The organism is Bacillus sp. CCNWLW194, assembly GCF_037120585.1.
GTDB classification, from domain to species: Bacteria; Bacillota; Bacilli; order Bacillales; family Bacillaceae_G; genus Bacillus_A; species Bacillus_A basilensis.
This window is the reverse complement of the sequence record NZ_JBBBBL010000004.1, coordinates 340,304-362,591: the sequence shown is the minus strand read 5'-3', so window position 1 is coordinate 362,591 and position 22,288 is coordinate 340,304. Positions and strand designations below refer to the sequence as shown.

Below are 22,288 nucleotides of genomic sequence, written 5' to 3'. Positions count from 1 at the left end.
TACAGTTTGTTATCGGGATAACCCGCCCTCGATAATTGGATGATACTTTTCGGAAGATAGGACTCGAACCTACAACCCTGCCTACCTCGTTTCCTTCATGGGTATTTCACCAAACGGTTGGCTCCTCTACCAATTGAGATACTTCCGCATAAAAGGGTGAATGACAGGATTTGAACCTGCAAGGGATTTCTCCCACCTAATCCACAGTTAGGCGTGTCTACCAATTCCACCACAAACACCATAAATAATTGAGACTAAATGTACTCACACAGACTGCCCCACGCTATAGAAAAATATGATTCTTCTAATTTCAGGATTCGAACCCCACATCCATGGACTAAATTATTGCAAGTAGAACCAACTCTTTTAGGTAAACCCTTTTCTCTCGAATCGAACGAGCACTCACGCATTAGCCTGTGTCAATACACTTAATTTTTTTAGGACGCTTGGATGGAATCGAACCACCGACTTGTCTACACAGTTGGGTGTAGCTTCTACCACTGAAGTTACAAGCGTCATGAATATCAGGATAGCAGGACTTGAACCTGCATGAACCACATCCCAAATGTGGTGGGTGACCAAATTACCCTATATCCTGTTAATAAAAAGGGCTATATCGGAATCGAACCGATGTTTCCTGCTTGGAAGGCAGGGGTGATAACCGCTACACTAATAACCCGCAATGTAAATAAATAATATTCTTTTTGATAGAAATATATTCAATAATGATTGTTCTACCTGTTTTCTTTAATCTTTTCATAACCAGCTTCAATAAACATTTGTTCTATTTCTTTTTGAGAGAATAAATTCTCTGCATTTGGTATTAATTCGTTTAGCTTTATGCTCATTTTCGATACACCTCGCTACAAAAAGCAATATTATAGATTTTAAAAAGCGACTAACGGGAGTTGAACCCGTACTAACAGGTTGGCAACCTGTCGTGCTACATTAAACACTATAATCGCATATTGGAAGGGCGTATGGGATTCGAACCCACGAATAATTGATAGAAAGTCAATTGGCTTAAACCACTTGCCTAACGCCCCATAATAGATGTACTCACACAGACTGCTCCTTAAGCGTAAAAAGTAATTGCGTATATTACCTTTCCAGGAATCGAACCTGTAGTCTATGGGATGCGATAATGGTAACCATTTATAGAATTCTCGCCAGAATTCTTTTCGACTCGAACGAACATTATGCAGAGCCTGTGTCAATACACCTAATTTAATTAATGATACGGATAGTAGGATTCGAACCTACACGCCACGAACGGCAACTGCTCCTAAGGCAATCGTGTCTACCAATTCCACCATACCCGCATGTTATAGACTGATGTTTTAGCCGTACATCAGAAACGCTATTGCCCCTAATCAATGTTTAAATTGTACATTGAGAAACATTTAAGTGCGGATAGCAGGACTTGAACCTGCACGTCACAAGGACATCGGATTTTAAGTCCGATATGTCTGCCAATTCCATCATATCCACAAGATAATTTGGTTCGCCCGATAGGATTTGAACCTATGACCTCTCGATTAAAAGTCGATTGCTCTACCAACTGAGCTACGAGCGAATAATAGTGATAATATTATGTTCGGAATAAACCCACTCACCGAACTATGTCTGCTCCTCGTCATATATATCCATGCAGACTTTCCTAATCGCTTGGTTGAGCCAATCACAGCTCTTTCATGTGTGTGAAATCATACTACTGCACTCTGTCGTGCGGAGGCGTAAAGCCTAAAGTAATAGCAGGGGAGGTGTGTGGAATTGAACCACATTTAAATTAAAACCGTTCACCTCCATAATATTGGCGAGGGCAATAGGAATCGAACCTATATTCCTGGTTTTGGAGACCAGTGTCCTACCTAATTAAACGATACCCCCATAACATTTATAAACTAATATATATAATAGATAAGTTTATTTTTTTTATAACAACTTTTTTAAAAAAACTTGTCGAACCTATGATTTTTTTGTTCTATAAGCTGAATTAGTCAAAACAACTTATAGAACAATTAGGAGTTAAACAATTATGTTACAGTCATCACACTGCTGAATTTAATCCCCTCCAATTAAATTCTTATTGTAAGTTCAGGGAAATGGTATTCCTATCATTACTCCCAACTACAATACTTGTCACAACGACTAAGCATCAAGAATTCTCACAACAGTAATCCCACTTACATAGAGAATAGGACTCTCTATGTATAGCACTTACCTAAAATATAAATATTAGTTGTACAAAAGTTATTTAATGGAGCCTACAGGTTTCGAACCTGTGACCGTTCGGTTATGAGCCGAATGCTCTACCAACTGAGCTAAGGCTCCGTGATATGAATAAAGGAGGAGTTTCCTCCTTTATAAACAAGAGAAATACAACTAATAATAGAAAATCGTTTTTTTAAAGGTATTAATTACCTTACACTTATAATAACATTTTTATTTACTATAGTCAATAAAAAATAAAAGAAAAAGTGTCGAACCTAAGAAACATTATATATAAAGATATTTTCTTCTAATATATAGGAAGAAAACCTATAAGGAGATGATACCTTTGTTACAAGAACTGAATGAATTATTAAATGGGAGTGTAATTCAAATAGAAGAGTGTAAAAAAATATTAAATAAAATAGAGGAAACACCTTTTTGCATTATGACAGAATTATTTAGTGGAGATGAAAATCTATTACCGTATTTATTATTACCATATGGTGAGGATGCGTTATTGTCATTTCAAAACATGTTATATGAATATCTTATCCCTGAATTAGAAAAATTCATTGCTTTAGAAAAAGTGGAATTAAGTTATGATGCCAACATTTATCCTTCACCTATTATTATTTCAATAGATGGGATAGAAATGGGCTATATCAGTATTCAAGAACGAAAAATACATTGTATTGAAAATGAACAAGAAACCATTATTCAAATACAAATTAATGAGGCGTATTTAAAGTTAGAGCAATTAAGGGAAAGTAGAAAAGAAATAGACATATACAAGCAGAATCCGTTAGCAATTGGTGGAGGAAATCCATTCAAATTAGCAAAAATAGCATTACAAAAAAAGAAATACATAAAGAATTTAGATAAAGATTTGTTAAATATAGATAATGAAGCTTTTGAAATAACAAAACAAATACAAACATTAGAAAACAAATTACAAGCTATTCAAGATGATTTTATTGAACATGGATACTTTCTTGAACGGATTGTACGTAAGATTAAAAACAAATTTAATTACAAAGTCGAAAAAGAAGAAAACTTGTAATGTTAATAATAAACAGGGGATGAAGGTATATCTTCTGTTTTTTTGTAAATGATTATTTTTTTATTAAATTTATTAGAATTAAAAAATCATGTATATAGGTTTATGTTTCGGAGGGGTTTTGTGTATGTTGAAAGTCTCTAAAACAAGTGTTAATATATTGACTATAGTAAATAAAAAAGAGGTGTTTGATTTGGAAAAAGAGAATCGTGAAGAAAAACAAAATTATGGATTGATTTTTTGGGATTATTTCAAATACATGGCGGTTGCGGTAATTATCGCTATTGTTATTACTTGTTTTGTTGCTCCTGCCAAAGTTGTAGGTCATTCCATGGATAATACATTAGCAGATGGAGATTATTTGTTTGTTAATAAAACAGCATATAAAGTAGGAGAGCCACATTACAATGACATTGTTGTGTTGAAAGCTCCAAAATTGGATGGTCGCATTTTGATTAAACGGGTAATTGGTTTGCCAGGTGATGAAATTGAAATTAAAGACAATCATGTATATCGAAATGGAAAAGAGTTAAAAGAATCATATATCAAAGAAGATATGAAAAATAATGCAGATGCAAAAATAAAAGTAGCTAAAGAAAATGTATTTGTGATGGGGGATAACCGAAATAATAGTATGGATTCTCGTAGTCCTTTTGTAGGAACAGTGTCTATAAAAGAAGATGTAATTGGAAAGGTATTTGTTAGACTGTTACCTTTTGGGGATGTTAAATCGTTCTAAACAATATAAAATTATGTTTCTCGTTTTATTTGAATATGATAAGTCATTAGAATAAAAGGGGGAATGCCTACATGAATAAATATAACGTATTTGGAATGGAATTAATTAGCTATAAAACAGAGATTTTAAAAGATTATCCTGATATCGTAAAACGTTCGTTACATGATACATTTGATAAATTGTTAGAACATAATGCAATTGATGAAGATATTCATTTTTCATTAAAAGATGATGGGATGGATACTGATAGATTTAAGAGTTTCATTTTAACAAAAATAAAATGTATTAAATCAAATGAAGAATTATTAGTAGAATATGAAGTGATTAGAGAAAGATTAGAATCTCACATTCAAGAACTTATTCAGTCACAAGAATTAGAGACAGAAAGTTTTGTTGAAAAAGAAAATATTTCTATTATCAAGAAGTTTGTGATTGATACAGAATTTGCACAAGAGTATTTTGGTATAGAGGAAAAAGATTTGGAAAAATCAATGAAACCAAAAGGATTTGTGGAGAAATTTGCAGTATTACGTTTACCAAAAATTTTAAAGGATTTTGTCCAAATAGATGGAGTTCAATCAGAATACTTTAACTATGAAGCAATTAATTCTTTCTTGGTATATCGTGAAGAAGAAACAACTAACTACTGCATTGACTTATGCCTATCAATTCCTATTGATATTGCAGAAGATGAAACAAAAACGGTAGCTATTATGGAGGACGTTTCAAATGTCGTAAGTAAAGCAGAAGAGTATTTCGGTGAAAGATTAACAATTTAAGTTAGTGACTCCCTTTGAAAGGGAGTTTTTTATTGACTAAAGTAAATAAAAAAATTAGTATATTACATATATAGTAAATACGGGGGGTTGTTAAGATGCAATATATAATAGCGGTAGGGGTTTGTTTTTTCTGCTCTCTTCCTTTTGTTTTCTCAAAAAGTAAAAAGAGTCGTATGTTTAGTATCATTCTTTTAGTGATTGGTGCTTTAAGTGCCATCGTAATAGGTACTTCTACGTGTGAATCCTATTATAGAGATTTTAAAGTGGTAGGAAACTATTATATAACGAATTATTCTTTTGATGATAAGAATGATTCTTATACGATTGAAGCATTAGATGAAAACGGAAAAGAAATCAAAAAACGTGTTATCAAAAAGGCAGATGCAAACATTATGAATAATGGTGTTCAAGATACATTAGTAGAAAAAGAAATTGATAAAACTTTTGAAATTAAACTATTCAATACGTATACGATATTTACTACTACAAAGAAAGAGCCATATGTACCTGACTTAATTTTTGCGAATCAGCCTGAAATGTAAAAAAGCACCTAATAAGGTGCTATTTTTATTTACTATATTAAATAAAATATTATAGTATAGTATAGACACATAAATAAAAGGTGGTGTTGGTATGAAAATCTTAATACCTATGTTCACAGCCATTGCTCTTACTACAGGAGCGGTAGGTGATGTTCCAATTGCGAACGTAAACAAAACAGAGAGTTATTATAACGAAAGAAAAGTAGTAGATATAGATTTTGATAAAGAACGAATTGAAAATAAGATAAATAAAAAAACATATGATTCTTCGAATCAAAATGAGGTGTACGTACCTGGAAGTAAAAACAAAGGAATTCAATTGAATTCTGGAAAAGTTACAATTCCGTCTTCGGATTTAAAAATAGACAAAGAAGAAACAATCACAGTATCTCTTTGGATGAAATGGGATGGAAATGATAATGATTTTATACCATTTGCTTTTGGGGAATATACACTATGGTTTCACAATGGGAACTTTGGTTTCAATACAGGTAAAAATGATATTTATGGTATGGAGAAAGGCTTGAAAGCAGGACAAATGACGCATGTGTTAGCTGAATTTCACAAGAATGATGTTATGAAAAACAAGCTATTCATTAATGGAAAAAAACAAGAACTTTCACAATTGGAAGGAAGTCCTGATAATAAAAAAGCTACATTTGATGACTCGCTTCAAATAGGTGGATTGAAATATGATAACTATCACGATATGGATGAGGGTATCATACTTGATGAATTCAATGTTTTAAAAGATTCAATACAAGACGGAGAAGAGAAAGATTTATATCTTTTATCTAAAGTTCCAGAATTGAATGTGTATCAAAATGAATTATATGCGAAATCAGAATGGGCAATTGATATTTTAGATAGTGACTTACTGTATCAAACGGATTTTGAAACGAATGATTTTATACCGAATTTTAAATGGGGATATGATGAGTTTTATGGTGATGGAGGTCAGTCTATTACAACAGAGGATAAGTTCTCTGGCAAGCAATCTATTAGAACAGAAGATACGTTTAAAAATGGGAACTGGATTCAATGGCCGAATAGAAATAGAGAGCGTTCTATAAATGTATGGGAGAGGTTTAAATTTAAGAATGGAATACCATTAAGTGTTACTTACTATGCAAAGAATAATGGTGGAACTAAGTCGTTAATTATGGCAAATGGAGATGGTGGATGGGCAGAAAGTTTTTATGACCACGATTTACCACCAGTAAAGTTAACGAAACCTATGAAAAGGGGAGCTAAAGTTGCACATATTGACAATCCAGATGCTTTCAAAGTAGGAAAGCATGGATATACACTTGACCAAGATGAATTAAAAATTGGTGCGGTGATGCAAGTGGAAAGTGTAGATACAGAAAATAAGACGGTTACATTTCGTAATTCTGATGGTGTAGATAGAGATGTAGAAGAAGGAACGCCATTTCATTTTCGCCAATGGAGAGGAGCTTGGTCGTTCCCTGCTCGTAATGTAGCAAACGAGGAAGGGTGGAAAAAAGTAAGTGTTAACACCTATGTTACTGATTATAAAGATTATGATGTGAGTAAACGAGGAGGTTCCTATTACATGGCTTCCTTAACTGACAAGGTTGTGTATTTAGATAATGTAAAGTTTGGATATGCAACGGAAGTAGAATTATATCGTGATGGTAAAAAGGTATACAAAGGTTTAATGTCTGACTTTGCAGATAGAGAAGCAATTGATAAAGAAAAACCAGACATGGTTAGGAAGATAACTTTTAATGGAAATAAAGATGATTTATCTATTTCCTTTGATAAACCAAAGGATGTAGGCACGAAATATACGTACAACATTAAAGGATTATCAAAAAATGGAGAAACACCATTATCAAAAAATAAGGAAGTAGAGGTTACGGCGGGAATTAAAGGTTACAGTTATTTGATTGATAAGAATCCAACTACAATACCATCTAATAATGTGAATTTAGCAGGAGAATCATTAAAAACTTCATTAAGAGAGAGTGGACCGTATTATTTACACATAAAGACAGTTGATAATCAAGGAAATGCAAGTGATACAAAACATATTCCGATTGAGATTCCTACATTAGAGGCAAAGGCAAATCATAAAGATAATTTAATTGAGTTGAAGTGGAGTGGTGGTAAAACTGAGCCTTATACGTATAAAGTGTTTAAAAAGAAAGAAGGAGAAAAACAATTTCAAAGTGTGTCAGCAACGGATTATAAGAAAAAAGTAAAAGTTTTAAACTTGTATCCATATACCGCTTCTCTTATGAAAGACATTACTTTTCAAAACTGGAAAGGAGAGAATATCACTCTTCCTCAATCAGCATTGCTTAAGCAATGGATGGAAGAACCGAATATTGAGGATGCAAAAGGATATGGAAAGGGATTAATAGATGTTGACGCAGTAGAATTAAATCAGTTTAATAAAAACCCTAATGAATACCTAAAAAGCCCAGATGGTTCTTGGCGATATGATGTAGTTTATGCAGGGGCTTGGGATACAAATAGGCAACAAGATTTAAGCATTCAAGGAGAGCAAGTCATAGAGGATTTTATTAATTCTGGAAGAGGGTTCTTAGCAGGGCATGATACAATTACGCAATATCACAACTTAAAAAACTTTGTGAAATTGAGTGATTTCCTTAGAATAAAAACGTATCCGTTTAATGGAAATGTCTATGAAGCGAGAGCTTCAGCGATTCAAATGCCTTGGATTGGTAGTCAGAACATTGAGGTTAAGAAAAAAGGGTTGTTAACAAATTTCCCTTGGGCGATAGGTGATATAGGCTCTAAGTTATCTGTTCCAATTTCGCATACGAATTCACAAGTATCTTTAGGGGATGTGTGGATGAATTATTCAGATTGGAAATCGCCATTTGTGGACAAGGACGTTGGAGTGGGACCAGAGGTTTCAGACCCCGAAACAGGATTAGGAACAAATAATTTCTATCTGACCACATGGAGTAATACAGCGATGATTCAAACTGGTCATTCTAATGGAAAAGCAACACCAGACGAACAAAAGGTATTAGCGAATACCTTGTTCTACTTAGCTCAATTGACTTCAGATACAAAGTTAGCTGATAGAAGTGGTCAAGATGTAGACGCACCTACACAGCCTAATATTAATAAGGCTGTGTTGAATGAAAATGGTACAGTAGATGTTTCTTATAATGAGTCTGTTGATAAAGGGACTTCCTATGAGTATTATGTTGAATCAAAAGGTAGTGACACACAAAGTGTTGTAAAGTCTAACATTGCAAAAGCTGAAGTAAAAACAGGTCTAAAAGGATATTCTATTGCTATTGATGAAAACCCATATACTATACCCGATGAAAAAACGGAAACAATAACTGCTTCTTATCAGTTAACTGTTCCTAATACCAAAGATTTCTATATCCATGTAGCAAGTGTGGATAATGCAGGTAACATCTCGGAAGTATCTCACTATCACTATCAAGATAAATTTTCTCCTGAATTAACAATTACTGCAAGTACGAAGGATTGGACGAACAAAACAATAACATTACATGTAGTTGCTACAGATAAGGATAGTAGGGTGAAGAAAATAGGGTTACCAAATGGACAATGGATAAATGGAAGTAAAGCCGAATTCATTGTAAATGAAAATGGTATCTATTACTTTAAAGCGGTGGATGAAGGTGGTAATGAAACGATACAATCTATTATCATTTCGAACATTGATAAAAAGAATCCAACTGTACAAATAAATGCTCCAGATAAATGGGTAAATACAGATGTAAAAGTTGAGATAATAGGAAATGATGAATAGCACCTGTTAAGGTGCTATTTTTCATTGACTTTAGTCAATGTTTTTAGTCTATAATAGGTATAATGTTTTTTAGGGAGGCGAGTATATGAAAAAATGTATTGCAGTATTATCAACGGTAGCAATGATGACAGGAATGATAGCATCAACTCAATATGCCTATGCTTCCAGTTATGGAAGTGTAGATTCATATAATCAAAGAAAAGTATTTGAAATGAATTTTGATAATGAAAAAACGATAGATTCAGTGAGTGGTAAAGAGTATAAAACAACATCAAATAAAGAAACGTTCGTCCCAGGTAGTAAGAATAAAGGGTTACAAATAAATGGGGATGATATAAAAGTTCCGATTAAAGATTTGTCTATAGAGCAAGACGATACGATTACCCTTTCGTTTTGGTTTAAATGGGATGGAGATTTAAAAGGGAATTCAAATCGAGATGGAATCATTCCGATTGGTTTTGGTAAATATGGCCTTTGGTTAAATAATGGTGATTTTGGATTTAATACAGGAAATGATGATATATATGGTGTGAAAGATAAGATAAAAGTAAATCAATTTTCGCATGTCATTGCTGTGTTTCATAAAAACGATGTTGAAAAGAACGAATTGTATATAAATGGGGAAAAACAGGATATTAAGCAGATAAGAGGGACGGTCAATAATAAGAATGCAATATTTAATACGAATTATTTTCAAATAAGTGGTTGGAATGGACAAGAGGTTCATAAGGTCACAGGGAATTCTGTAATAGATGAAGTGAACTTATATAAAGGAAGTACAGATGAGAAGCAAGCAAAAGAAATGTTTCTACTTTCGCGGGTGCCTGATTTATCAGTAAGACAGAATAATTTACATGCACGAGTGGATTGGGCAACTGAAATTTTAGACACAGACTTATTTTATAAAACGTCTTTTGAAAATGGAGAAGAAAAACCTACGTTTCCTCCAAGGTCAAATACACCTGATGGCTCACAGAGTTTTACGAATGAAGAATCGTATGATGGAGAGACTTCTGTGAAAATTGGGTCAACAGTAAATGGTAAGGGGAATAATTGGTTTAATGAAAGTGAGGATAAGTCACAACATAAGTCTGAAACGAGCTATATGAATTTTAGTAGAAGACAAACCGCTCCAAATGGCTCTCACTTTAGTATGAGTGTAAAAGTGAAACCAAAAGGACATTCCACTATTACTTCAACTGCTATTGGGGGACCTATCAATAAAACTTTTACTTTAGCTTCTATATATGGGTATAGCAAACCGCTTACTTTATTAGAAGATGCAAAAGCGGGTAGTAAACGTTTAAAGGTAGATAATTTAGAACAATTCCCTATAGATGTAGTGAATAAACGAATGAGAAATTATTATTATGCCGATAAAATTATTCCTGAAGCTAACCCAGATAGATTTTATGATTACGGATATATTACTCACATTGATTTAGAAACAAAAACAATGGAGTTGAGTCGCCCTATTGCAGAAGATTTCCCTAAAGGGGCTGATGTACCAGGACATACACATTTTAACCCTGCATATTTTCCTACAAAAGAACTCTTTAACTCTGACACATGGAAAACGATTAATCTAAATACAACGGTTGATAACAAGGATTATTATGATACTGCGAAAAGAGGATTTACTTATTTTATTACCTCATGGGTTTTGAATGGAATGTATATAGATGATGTTCGAATGGGGTATGCAACAGAAGTTGAATTATATCGAGATGGAAATAAGGTATATAGAGGGTATAATTCTGAATTTGAAGATAAGGGAGCAACGGATAAAGAAAAACCAGACATGGTTAGGAAGATAACTTTTAACGGGGATAAAGATGATTTATCTATCAATTTCGAGAAACCTAAAGATTTAGGTACAAAATATGTTTATAACATAAAAGGGTTATCCAAAACAGGTGAAACACCACTTTCTAAAGAGAAAGAAGTCACAGTTACGTCAGGCGTAAAAGGATATAGTTATGTCATTGATAAAAATAAGAATACGATTCCTTCAGATAAGATTAATTTAACAACAGAAGCATTAAAAACATCTTTAAAGGAGAAAGGACAACATTATTTACATTTAAAGGCGATTGATGGTCAAGGGAATGCAAGTGAAGTAAAACATATTCCTATTGAAATTCCTGAGTTAGTAACAAAAGCAAATAATGAAGAGAACTTTGTGCATCTGGAATGGACAAAAGGTAGTGTTGAACCATATACCTATAAAGTATTTAAGAAACAGGAAGGTAGTAAAGAATTCCAAACAACATCAACAAGTAGTTATAAAGATGGGATACATGTATTAGAGATTTATCCAGAAACAAGAAGTCAAGATAATACAAATAAAGATTATATTCCAATGATAGATTTTTCTAATTGGAAAGGCGAGGCATTTACACTTCCAAAATCTGCTTCGCTAAAAAAATGGATGGAAGAGCCTAACAAGGAGAATGAAAAAGGTTATGGGAAAGGGTTAATTCATGTGGATGCTGTTTCTATCACTGAATTCAATAAAAACCCATCTATGATACATAAATATGATGAGCTTGTGTTTGGTTTGTGGAATAACAATAACTGGCAAGATATTTCTAATGATTCGGTAGCCGAAGTGAATACATTTGTCGCTTCAGGAAAAGGTCTTCTTTTTGGTCATGATACCATTCATCACTTACGACCAAATTTTATAAAAATTGGTGAGGGTAATGGGATAGAATATGTAAATGAAAATGTGAATATTTATAATGGGAATAATGATAAAAAGCAATTCGTAACAGGTAATTCTACTGTAGAAATTAATAAAAAAGGATTGTTAACAAATTATCCTTGGGCAATTGGAGATATTGGAACAAAATTAAAAATTCCCTTTGCACACACCTATAAACAAAAAACAGCAGGAGATATATGGCTACGATTTAATTATGAAAACATAGGTATGGATGACCCATTAAACTTCTATTTAACAACTCGTAATAACATAGCGATGATACAAACAGGTCATTCGAATGGAGAGGCTACTCCTGATGAGCAAAAAATATTATCAAACACACTGTTCTATTTGGCTCAGTTAACTTCTGAAACAGAGTTAGATGATAGAAGTAGCCAAGATGTTACATCGCCTACAATGCCATATATAACGTCGATGAATTTAGGTTCAGATGGAAATGTGTCTATTGACTATAAAAATGCAGTGGATAAAGGGACGGATTATGAATATTATGTAGAAGCAACTGGTGGAAATAGTAATAGTAAATTAAAGTCTAACATTTCTAAAGCAACTGTAACTTCTGGATTGAAAGGATATTCAATTGTGGTTGATGAAAAGTCAGATACAGTTCCTGATGCTGAAATAGAAACAAAAGGCACATCTTATACCGTTTCACCTCCTAATACAAAAGACTTTTATGTGCATGTAGCAAGTGTGGATAAGGTAGGAAATGTTTCAGCAGTTTCTCACTATCATTACGAGGATAAACAGGCTCCTGTATTAATGATTGAACCGAATGTAAAAGAATGGACTAATAAGGAAATTGTATTACACGTTACAGCTACAGATAAAGATAGTAGAGTGATGAAACTACAAATGCCGAATGGCGATTGGGTAAATGGCAATAAATCAACTTACATTGTGAAAGAAAACGGAATTTATTACTTTAAAGCAGTGGACCAAGGAAGAAATGAAACAGTACAATCTATCGTTGTATCAAATATAGATAAAAAGAATCCAAAAGCTGATATAAGTGCTCCTGAAAATTGGATGAATAGGGATGTTGAAGTGAAAATTGTAGGAACTGATGAATAACACCTTTTTAGGTGTTGTTTTTTTATTGACTTTAGTTGATGAAATGAGTCTATAATAGTAAGGTAGAATGAGTAAAGGAGGCGATAAATATGAGAAAATACACATCTATCATATCAGTAATTACAATGCTAACGGCTATGGTAAGTTCACCTCAAGTTGTTCAAGCTTCCAGTTATGGGGATATTGAATATTACAATCAAAGAAAAATACTTGAAATGAATTTTGATAAAGAGAAGATAGAAAATACAGTGAATGGAAAAGTTTATAAAACAAATGAAGGAAAAGAGAACTTTGAACCAGGGAGTAGGAATAAGGGATTAAAACCAAATGGTGACAAAGTAGAAATTCCTTTATCAGATTTAGACATAAAAAAACAGGATGAATTAACATTCTCATTTTGGATGAAATGGGATGGGAAGAAAGATATGTTTATGCCTATTGGTTTTGAAGAATATTCATTATATTTCATAGAAGGTTCTTTTGGTTTTAATACAAACAATGATGACGTATTTGGTGTTCAAGACAAGATAAAACCAAATGAATTAACCCATGTTGTGGCAGTATTTAATAGAAGTGATGTAAATAAAAACAAACTTTATTTAAATGGAGTAAAGCAAAATTTATCTCAAGTAAGAGGGAAACAATTCTCTGAAAAAGTTGGTTGGAACAACAAGTTAGTAATTAGCGGATATAGCTACGATAATCAGTATGGATTAGATGGAGAAAGTATTTTAGATGAGATTAACATATTTAACGGTGGGACAGATGACAAGGAAATAAAAGATTTATATTTAATGTCCAGAATTCCAGAATTAAGTGTTTCTCAAAATGGTTTACATGCAAGGGCAGATTGGGCTACTGAAATTTTAGATAGTGATGTACTATGGACAGTTGGATATGAAGAAAATGAAAAACCTAAACCAGAATTAGTCTATGATGGAAATAATGGTTTAGGTGATGGTGGACAAAAAATTGTTCATGAAAAAGAAAATGTTTATGCGGGTACAGGAGCATATATGACTCCGAATACATTCCCTGATAAAGGGAATTCAGTGTGGTGGCCATATGCTATAACTTCAAGTTGGAACCATACTTGGTTATACAACCCTATAGCCTTGCCAAATGGAAAGCCTGTTTCTGCTTCTGTAAAAGTAAAAACGGACAACGAAGGGACGGTTTCTCTCTTTACAGATTGGACATATAGAAATTCTTTTACATATAAGAACATTTATTTTGCAGAAGATGTAATGCCTGGAACAAAGACATTTAAACTGAATACAGTTTCAGGAATTGGATTGGGCACCCGTATTACGTCAGATACAGACCCGTATGACCAAAAAGAGAACTTAAGTGTAAGAGAGATTGATAAAGATACAAATACGGTAACATTAAATGCACCTATTAAAGGTAGTTTTAAAAAAGGTGAAAAATGGAAAGAAAGAAATATTGGAGAACCAATTAGATTTGCAACAAAAACAGTAAAGCATAGTGAAGGTTGGCAAATTATTAATATGAATAGCAATGTAACTGATTATCCAGATATAGATTGGTTAAAAAATCCAAGACAATTGAGGCAACAAGTAGAGTCAAAAAACGGAAATACGTATGTGGATGATATCAAGGTAGGTTATGCTACAAAAGTTCAGTTGCAAAGAGATGGTTCGAAGATATATGAAGGATATGGTTCCGAGTTTGAGGATATAAATGCGATTGATAAAGAAAAACCGAACAAAGTTATGAAGGCAACCGTAGTGAAAGAAGACAAAAACTTAAATGTAAAATTCGATAAGCCTAAAGATATAGGTACGAATTACAAATACAAGATAAAAGGTTTATCTGAAAATGGAGAAACACCTTTTTCAACAGAAAAATCAGTAGAAGTAATATCGGGGATAAAAGGCTATAGTTATGTATTAGATAAAAATCCAAAAACCGAACCAGGAAATACAATAAACACAACGGATGAAAATATTTCATTTAGAAATATCAAAGACGAAAAACAATTTCTACATATAAAGGCTATAGATAATCAAGGGAATGTAAGTGAAACAGCTCATATTCCAATTGAAATCCCAATATTAGAAGCAAAAGCGAATCATAAAGAGAATATGGTTCAATTAACTTGGGAAGGTGGAAAATCGGAGCCATATACGTATAAAGTATTTAAGAAAAAAGATGGAGAAAAAGAATTTCAAAGTGTTTCTGCTACTGATTATAAAAAGAAAGTAAAAGTATTAAACATCTACCCTACTAAATGGAAAGATACAACGCTTTCTACAATTGATTTTATAGATAGAGATGGCAAACGAAACGTAATGCCTGTATCAGCCAGTTTAAAGAAATGGATGGAAGAATCTAATTCTGAAAATAGTAAAGGTTATGGGATGGGAGTTATTGAAGTGGATGCAGTAACGCAAGAAGAATTCAATTCATCACCCAATTCCTACATATATGATGAAAAAGGAAAAGATAAATATGATGTAATGATGATAGGTACATATGATGCAAACGGATGGAGCCCTTTGGGAAAAGAAAGTATACAGGCAATAAAGGATTTTGAGCGGAGAGGAAAAGGGGTACTCGCAGGTCATGATGTAATGACAAAAATTTCATCCTCAGTTGATTTCTTTGATGCGGTCAAAGATGATTTCAATGTATCAGACCCTACAAAATTCAGAGGGATTGGTAGTGAAAAAATAGCAATTACTAAAAAAGGATTGCTACTGGAATATCCATGGAAAATAGGCAATGTAGGAACTGAATTAAAAATTCCAATGGCCCATACAATGAATATTCATTTTAATGGTGATACATGGATGAAATTCGTGGGAAACAGTTGGGGTAATCCTATTACGGGAAGTGCAGTTGATGATTCCTTAAATAGTAATACAAATGCTTATTTACACACATGGAATAACACAGCTATTATTCAAACTGGTCATTCTAATGGGCAAGCAACACCTGATGAACAAAAGGTGTTAGCGAATACGCTGTTCTATTTAGCTCAATTAACGTCCGATACGCATTTAGATGATAGAAGTGGTCAAGATGTGGATGCCCCTTCGAAACCTGATATTAACAAAGTGACGCTGAATTTAGATGATACGGCAATAATCAATTTTAAAGAATCTGTTGATAAGGGAACTACTTATGAATATTATGTAGAAGCTAAAGGTAGTGATACGAAAAGTCAATTAACATCTAATGTTGTAAAAACGGAAGTAAAAACAGGTTTAAGAGGATATTCCATTGTTATTGATGAAAAATCAAATACCATACCCGATGAAAAGATAGAAACGACAAGCACTTCTTATCAACTCGATGTTACAAACAAAAAAGAGTTTTATATTCATGTAGCGAGTGTTGATAATGCAGGTAATATTTCAGAAGTAGCTCATTATCACTATGAGGATAAATTCTCACCTGAGATAAGCATTACACCAAGTACAAAAGAGTGGACCAATAAAGAAGTGACCTTACAAGTGGTTGCCACTGATAAAGATAGTCGTGTAATCAAAATTTGTTTACCAAACGGAGATTGGATTAATAATGATAAGGCAACCTTCATTGTAAAAGAAAATGGGATTTATTACTTTAAAGCAGTGGACCAAGGTGGAAATGAAACGATTGCTTCAATTGTAGTTTCGAATATTGATAAAGAAAATCCATCGGTAGATATAGAAGCTCCATCTACTTGGCAGAATAAAGATATTCAGGTGAAAATAACAGGAAAAGATTAAGAGGAGGGGGAATACCCCTCCTTTTTGTTTTGACTATAGTTGGTAAAATTTTATATAATAAGTAAAGAAATAGAAACGGGGGGTGATGATATTGTTTAAAAAAAACATAGCACTATTATCAATAGGGGCACTATTATCTTGTTTAGCTCCTGTGCATATACATGCTGAAGAAAATCCGAGTCCTAAAAAGAATTTCTTAATCGAACAGTCTGCATCAGGTAGGAAATTATATGGGAGTTCATATTGGACGAGTTCAAATATAAGAGAATGGCTAAATAGTGATGCTAAGAATGTTCAATTTACAAATCAGCCACCAACATCAGCAAAAATAAAAAATTTCTCTTACGATAAAGAATCGGGGTTTCTACATAGTTTTTCAGAAGAAGAATATGACGCAATTGCTATTACAAAGCATAGAGTCAATGTTACAGGGTTTGATAAAAAGTCAGGAGTTCATGATGGAGGGGACTTAAAACTTCCGTTACTTAGGTATTACAATCCTTCTATTACGTTTAGTCAAAGTGGTTTAGTTATGAATCATGACAAGTATTATTATAAATATGAAAATGATAAGGTTTTCTTGTTAAACGTATATGAAGTTTATAATTACTTACAGAAAAGAGGTACACCTTTACGAAAAAACATCTCAAATGAAGCGAAACAGAAAAGAAATTACTATGAGGAATCTATAGAATGGTATACATCAAGTGGGGGAGAAGATGTAGGAAGTGAAGCCCTCTTAACGATTGATGGAATAACAGAGGCAAGTGTTAGAAGAAGAAACGCTAATAATTCAAAGGGTATTGTACCTGCCATTCACTTAAAGCCAGAATACAAGTTAAGTAATGGGACGATGGCAAAAGATTTAAAAATAGGTGATGTATTAAATTTCGGTATATACAATAATGTACCTATTAAATGGAAAGTTATTAATAAAACCGAAGATGGATATCCATTGCTTTTATCTGAAGAAATATTAGATATCAAACCATTTGATACGCAAGGTGACGAATCTTATGCTTATTCTGATACTGTAAACTTTAATAAAGAAGACGTAAGTGTTATAGATGAAACGTACACACCTAACGAAAATCAAAAAGATGTTCAACCACCAATCATCGAATTATTAAATAAAGAATTAATCAATCAGACCCAAAAGGGCGAATTCATATTAGATTTTAAAGTAACTGATAAAGAATCAGGGGTGGATTATATCCAATTACCAAATGGAAATAAAGTAAAGTCTTCATCGTTTAAATATACTGTTTCGGAGAACACGGAATATCTATTTATCGCAAAAGATAAAGCAGGAAATTACAGATATTATACAGTCCCTGTAGGAAACATCAATACACCTTCAAAGGTTCTGGTGAAGTCTTCAGGAAACGCAAATGGATGGACAAATAAAGATGTAAAAGTAGACATTAGTGCTTCTAACCAAGTTGGTTTACATACAAGCTATACACAAGACTATAGAAGTAAGTACCATTCGATTTGGGAAACTTATACAACCTACAAAGGGAAAAGAATAAAAGTATCGGGTTCTGTAGAATTACTAAATGCTACAGAATCCGTTGATAAGATAAATGCTCAGATAGGATATGCATATGCTTCAAATAAAGAATATGATTCAGAATATAGTTTGGTAAAAACATGGGTAATTCCCAAAGTAATTCCGCTAAAGACACTGAAGGAACAAGGAAAACAAACATTTGAATTTATCTCTACTGTACCAAATGATTATCACTCAAATTTCGAGCCATATACAGGTATGAATATTGATGTGTATAAAAAGGATTATAAAATAAAATGGACAGATTTAAAGTTCGAGTTATTGGATGATGATGACTTTAAAATAAATAAGATAGAGTTACCCAACGGAAAGGATATACTGGATTCTGTTTACACGGATACCTTATCTAAAGAAGGTGTTTATACGTATAAAGTACATGATAATCGTGGGATGGTAACGGAGAAGTCTATAGAAGTAAAGATTGATAAAACATCTCCTACCATAGAATTTGAGCAATCTCAAACGGAATGGACCAATACAGATATAAACATAAAAGTAAAAACTTCTGATGCTCAAAGTGGTATAGATTACACCATTCTCCCTAATGAGAGCAAGGTAGAGAAAGATATCTTTGATTTTAAAGTATATGAAAATGGAACCTATACATTTGAGGTACATGATAAAGCAGGGAATGTAACGAAAAAAGTTTTAGAGATTAAGAATATAGATAAAGAAGCCCCTACTTTTTCGACTCAGGAGAATTATATTTATGAGAACGATAAGTATGACAAGACTCGTAGAGTAATAACGGTTATAGGAAAAGATAATGATAGTGGTATGGATTCTATTCAATTGCCAAGTGGTGAATGGGTGAAAGGAGATAATGCGACATTTACTGTATCTGAAAATGGAAGATATCCATTTAAATTAAAGGATAAAGCAGGGAATATAAATAGCACATCAATAAACATTACAGAGATAGAGAAAGTATCTGTCTCTGGCATTCAAAAGATAGAATATAAGTTAGACGGTGCAGAAACTAAAGGATGGACTAATTACAGTGAGCCGTTTTTCGTAAGAAAAGAAGGTCTTACAACGATTACGTCCAGAACATATGACCAGGCAGGTAATGTTTCAAAAGAATCAACAAGAATGGTTAAATTGGATAAAACAAAGCCAGTTAACAACCAAATTTTAATAGAGTTGAAATAAAAGAGCTGATTCTAAGGCTCTTTTTTCTTATATATAATTTCATATACCGTATCTGGATTACTTGTCAACATATAAAGATTCATAGAGGTTTGGAATGAGAATCGGAATGATTTCGAATTTTGATTTCTATAATAAAATAATTGAATTTATTAGAAAGAATACAAAAATACGAGAGGAGGACTAAAAATGAATACATTTAAAAAAATAGTAAGTTCGTTTTTAGGAATTTCCCTTTTAACTATTCAATGTCAGCCTATTTATGCAGATGGTGTGAAAGAAAATGAACTTATTCAGCCATCCATGCAATCAAGAAAAACATATGGAAGCAATTACTGGACAACCTCTAATATTAGAGAGTGGTTAAATACTGATAAATCTTATATAAAGTATACAAATCAAGCACCATCTTCAGATAAATTAGGCAACTTTGCTTATGATAAAGAACCAGGTTTCTTGTCAAATTTTAATGTGGAAGAACAAGATGCAATTGCAGTTACTAAACACCGTGTATATGTTTCTACTACAGATGCACAAGCGGGAATGAAAGATGGAGGGAATACATCTCAATCAGATGTAGCCTATCCCAATCAATCAATGACCTTTAGTTTAAATGGCTTATTGAATAATAATAAGAATTTCTTTTATAAAATGGAAAATGATAAAGTGTTCTTTTTAAATGCTTATGAGGCTTATAGCTATTTACAAAAAAGAGGTTGGTCGTTACCTAAGGAATTAACGCCTGAAGCACAAAAGAAACATAGTTATTATAACAACTATGAACATTGGATGTTAAGTGGTGGAAGATCAAACATTGGATACGACCTGACATTTTTAATTACACCTGATTCATCGAGGTCACTTGTATTTGGTTACACAAATAGATTAGGAGGCGTAGTACCTGCTATACATATCAAACCAGATTATAAGTTTCCGAATGGGAAGATAGCTAAAGACATTCAGGTTGGAGAGAAATTATTATTTGGAAACTATAATGGGGCTCCTATTGAATGGAAGGTTGTCAACAAAACAGAAGAAGGATTTCCACTTTTATTATCTGAAAAAATCATAGACTTAAAGCATTATGATGCTCCTGGGGATGAGGCTTATAAATATTCAGAGGTTGTTGATTTCCAAAAAGAAGATGTGAATATCGTAGAAGAACCTTATCAAAATATTAATAACAGCAAGGATATAACCCCACCAGATTTTAAAATACTAAATGAAGATAAATTGAATAAAAGAAGCAATGATGAGTTTACACTTGAATTGGAAGCAAGTGATGAATCTGATATAGAATATGTCATTTTGCCAAATGGAAACAAGGTGTATAACAAACGAGTTTCTTACACGATGTCGGAGAATAAAGAATACTTATTTATTGCAAAAGATACGGTAGGTAATTTTAGATACTTCGTTATTCCAGTTGGAAACATCAATATACCACCAAAAGTAATTATTAATCCTTCTGCAAATGGATGGACAAATAAAGATGTAACGGTAGATATTTCAGCATCAAATGATGTAGGGAGTGCTTTTGCAGAAAAAATTCAAAATAATCGTGATAGAACAGAAGCGATGTGGCCGAATTATACAACATATAAGGGGAAAAGAATTCGTATATCAGGAGATGTTGAATTTATTGAAGCGAAAAAACCTGTAGGAGATTATTTTACAGGGATGGGATTCGTTTTTACTTCGGTCAATAAATCAGGTTCAGAATATAACTTGCAAAAAAATTATCATTTACCAATACGTTATTCTCTAAAAGAATTGCAAGAGAAAAAGAAAGCTCATTTTGACCAGGTTTTCACAGTTCCTGATTACTATTATAAGGATTTAATTCCATGGTCACAAATCAATGTAGATGCACAGGATACGAATTATAAAGTCAAATGGACAAATGTGAGATATGAATTGTTAGACAAAGATGATTTTGCTATTGAAAAAATCATACTTCCAAGCGGAAATTCAATTGGTGAAAAAAGTTATAAAGATACACTAACAAAAGAGGGGAATTATACGTACCAAGTGTTAGACAACCGAGGCATGATAACAAAAAAAGATGTGGAAGTAAAGATTGATAAAACACTACCTACAATTCAAGTTGATGGGATAAGTGACAAGTGGACAAATCAAGATGTTAAGTTGAATGTAACGGTTTCTGACTCTCAAAGTGGCGTAGCAAAAACAATCTTACCAAATGGGAGTGAAACGACAAGCACCTCGTTTGAATTTGTTGCAAAGACGAATGGTGATTATCAATTTCAAACATATGATAAAGCGGGTAATGTGGCTCTAAAAAAAGTAGCCATTCGAAACATAGACAAACTACAACCTTATCATCACATTCAATCATCATTCTTATTAGATGAAAAACATAATGTGGATAAATCTGGTAGAGAGATTCGAGTAATCGCTAAAGATGATGAAAGTGGTGTAGATTCGATTCAATTACCAAGTGGTGAATGGGTGCAAGGAGATACAGTGAAAATTAATGTATATGAAAATGGAGAATATCCATTCAAATTAAAAGATAATGCGGGAAACATAAAGGAAATAACATCTAAAATTTCGGATTTAGAAAAGATATCTATCTCTGGAATTCAAAAGATAGAATATAAGTTAGATGGTGCAGAAAATAAGGGGTGGACTAATTATACTGAGCCGTTTTTCGTGAAAAAAGAAGGTCTTACAACGATTACATCAAGAGCTTATGACAAAGCAGGAAATATTTCGAGTGAAAAATCAAAAGTGGTAAAACTTGATAAGACTAAACCAATAAACAATGGAATTTTAATTACGTTAGAATAAAAAGAGACTCGACTAAACAGTCAGGTCTCTTATTTTTTATTGTAAGAATTAAAAATTGCATAAGAACTATATAATAATAAAAAGATTTA

The 22,288-nt window shown here is 32.8% G+C and carries 9 protein-coding genes and 12 tRNA genes; 9 read left to right on the top strand and 12 right to left on the bottom strand.

What is annotated here, in order from left to right:
- Positions 1–48: 48 nt before the first annotated feature.
- The 12 genes from V7S50_RS11740 to V7S50_RS11685 all read right to left on the bottom strand — a co-directional run bounded on the left by V7S50_RS11740 (position 49) and on the right by V7S50_RS11685 (position 2,334).
- A tRNA-OTHER gene (locus V7S50_RS11740) sits at positions 49–147 on the bottom strand.
- Positions 148–154: 7 nt separating this feature from the next.
- A tRNA-His gene (locus tag V7S50_RS11735) sits at positions 155–240 on the bottom strand.
- Between the two features lie 201 nt (positions 241–441).
- Positions 442–516: transfer RNA gene (locus tag V7S50_RS11730), tRNA-OTHER, on the bottom strand.
- 8 nt (positions 517–524) lie between these two features.
- Positions 525–598 (bottom strand) — tRNA-Pro (locus tag V7S50_RS11725).
- 9 nt (positions 599–607) lie between these two features.
- A tRNA-Gly gene (locus V7S50_RS11720) sits at positions 608–679 on the bottom strand.
- Between the two features lie 214 nt (positions 680–893).
- A tRNA-Gly gene (locus V7S50_RS11715) sits at positions 894–965 on the bottom strand.
- Between the two features lie 4 nt (positions 966–969).
- Positions 970–1,046, bottom strand: a tRNA-Glu gene (locus V7S50_RS11710).
- Positions 1,047–1,238: 192 nt separating this feature from the next.
- Positions 1,239–1,322 (bottom strand) — tRNA-Leu (locus V7S50_RS11705).
- Between the two features lie 86 nt (positions 1,323–1,408).
- Positions 1,409–1,491, bottom strand: a tRNA-Leu gene (locus tag V7S50_RS11700).
- A 9-nt stretch (positions 1,492–1,500) separates the two neighbouring features.
- Positions 1,501–1,576, bottom strand: a tRNA-Lys gene (locus tag V7S50_RS11695).
- A 238-nt stretch (positions 1,577–1,814) separates the two neighbouring features.
- Positions 1,815–1,890 (bottom strand) — tRNA-Trp (locus tag V7S50_RS11690).
- Between the two features lie 371 nt (positions 1,891–2,261).
- Positions 2,262–2,334 (bottom strand) — tRNA-Ile (locus V7S50_RS11685).
- Between the two features lie 217 nt (positions 2,335–2,551).
- Between V7S50_RS11685 and V7S50_RS11680 the strand changes: the two genes are divergently transcribed.
- From V7S50_RS11680 to V7S50_RS11640, 9 genes are all read left to right on the top strand, one after another.
- The gene (locus V7S50_RS11680) at positions 2,552–3,274 is read left to right on the top strand and encodes a hypothetical protein (RefSeq protein ID WP_336376346.1); all 723 of its coding nucleotides are present in this window, start codon (positions 2,552–2,554) and stop codon (positions 3,272–3,274) included.
- Between the two features lie 124 nt (positions 3,275–3,398).
- Positions 3,399–4,010, top strand: a complete 612-nt coding sequence (gene lepB, locus V7S50_RS11675) for a signal peptidase I (RefSeq protein WP_336376347.1) — start codon at positions 3,399–3,401, stop codon at positions 4,008–4,010.
- A 71-nt stretch (positions 4,011–4,081) separates the two neighbouring features.
- The gene (locus V7S50_RS11670; RefSeq protein ID WP_061662364.1) at positions 4,082–4,789 is read left to right on the top strand and encodes a hypothetical protein; all 708 of its coding nucleotides are present in this window, start codon (positions 4,082–4,084) and stop codon (positions 4,787–4,789) included.
- Between the two features lie 95 nt (positions 4,790–4,884).
- Positions 4,885–5,331, top strand: a complete 447-nt coding sequence (locus tag V7S50_RS11665) for a hypothetical protein (RefSeq protein WP_336376348.1) — start codon at positions 4,885–4,887, stop codon at positions 5,329–5,331.
- A 91-nt stretch (positions 5,332–5,422) separates the two neighbouring features.
- Positions 5,423–9,121 (top strand): hypothetical protein, encoded by a 3,699-nt coding sequence (locus V7S50_RS11660; protein ID WP_336376349.1) that lies wholly within the window; start codon positions 5,423–5,425, stop codon positions 9,119–9,121.
- Positions 9,122–9,206: 85 nt separating this feature from the next.
- Positions 9,207–12,923, top strand: coding sequence for a hypothetical protein (locus V7S50_RS11655; RefSeq protein ID WP_336376350.1), 3,717 nt, complete (start codon positions 9,207–9,209; stop codon positions 12,921–12,923).
- An 89-nt stretch (positions 12,924–13,012) separates the two neighbouring features.
- A complete protein-coding gene (locus tag V7S50_RS11650; protein ID WP_336376351.1) occupies positions 13,013–16,663 on the top strand; it encodes a hypothetical protein in 3,651 nt (1,216 codons plus the stop codon).
- 85 nt (positions 16,664–16,748) lie between these two features.
- The gene (locus V7S50_RS11645; RefSeq protein WP_336376352.1) at positions 16,749–19,388 is read left to right on the top strand and encodes an OmpL47-type beta-barrel domain-containing protein; all 2,640 of its coding nucleotides are present in this window, start codon (positions 16,749–16,751) and stop codon (positions 19,386–19,388) included.
- Between the two features lie 186 nt (positions 19,389–19,574).
- Positions 19,575–22,199 (top strand): OmpL47-type beta-barrel domain-containing protein, encoded by a 2,625-nt coding sequence (locus tag V7S50_RS11640; protein WP_336376353.1) that lies wholly within the window; start codon positions 19,575–19,577, stop codon positions 22,197–22,199.
- Positions 22,200–22,288 lie beyond the last annotated feature (89 nt).

Excerpts from the sequence above, each read along its gene's own strand:
- lepB (WP_336376347.1), top strand. The coding sequence starts at position 3,399 with ATGTTGAAAGTCTCTAAAACAAGTGTTAATATATTGACTATAGTAAAT.
- V7S50_RS11660 (WP_336376349.1), top strand. The coding sequence starts at position 5,423 with ATGAAAATCTTAATACCTATGTTCACAGCCATTGCTCTTACTACAGGA.
- V7S50_RS11665 (WP_336376348.1), top strand. The coding sequence starts at position 4,885 with ATGCAATATATAATAGCGGTAGGGGTTTGTTTTTTCTGCTCTCTTCCT.
- V7S50_RS11640 (WP_336376353.1), top strand. The coding sequence starts at position 19,575 with ATGAATACATTTAAAAAAATAGTAAGTTCGTTTTTAGGAATTTCCCTT.
- V7S50_RS11680 (WP_336376346.1), top strand. The coding sequence starts at position 2,552 with ATGATACCTTTGTTACAAGAACTGAATGAATTATTAAATGGGAGTGTA.
- V7S50_RS11655 (WP_336376350.1), top strand. The coding sequence starts at position 9,207 with ATGAAAAAATGTATTGCAGTATTATCAACGGTAGCAATGATGACAGGA.
- V7S50_RS11645 (WP_336376352.1), top strand. The coding sequence starts at position 16,749 with ATGATATTGTTTAAAAAAAACATAGCACTATTATCAATAGGGGCACTA.
- V7S50_RS11670 (WP_061662364.1), top strand. The coding sequence starts at position 4,082 with ATGAATAAATATAACGTATTTGGAATGGAATTAATTAGCTATAAAACA.
- V7S50_RS11650 (WP_336376351.1), top strand. The coding sequence starts at position 13,013 with ATGAGAAAATACACATCTATCATATCAGTAATTACAATGCTAACGGCT.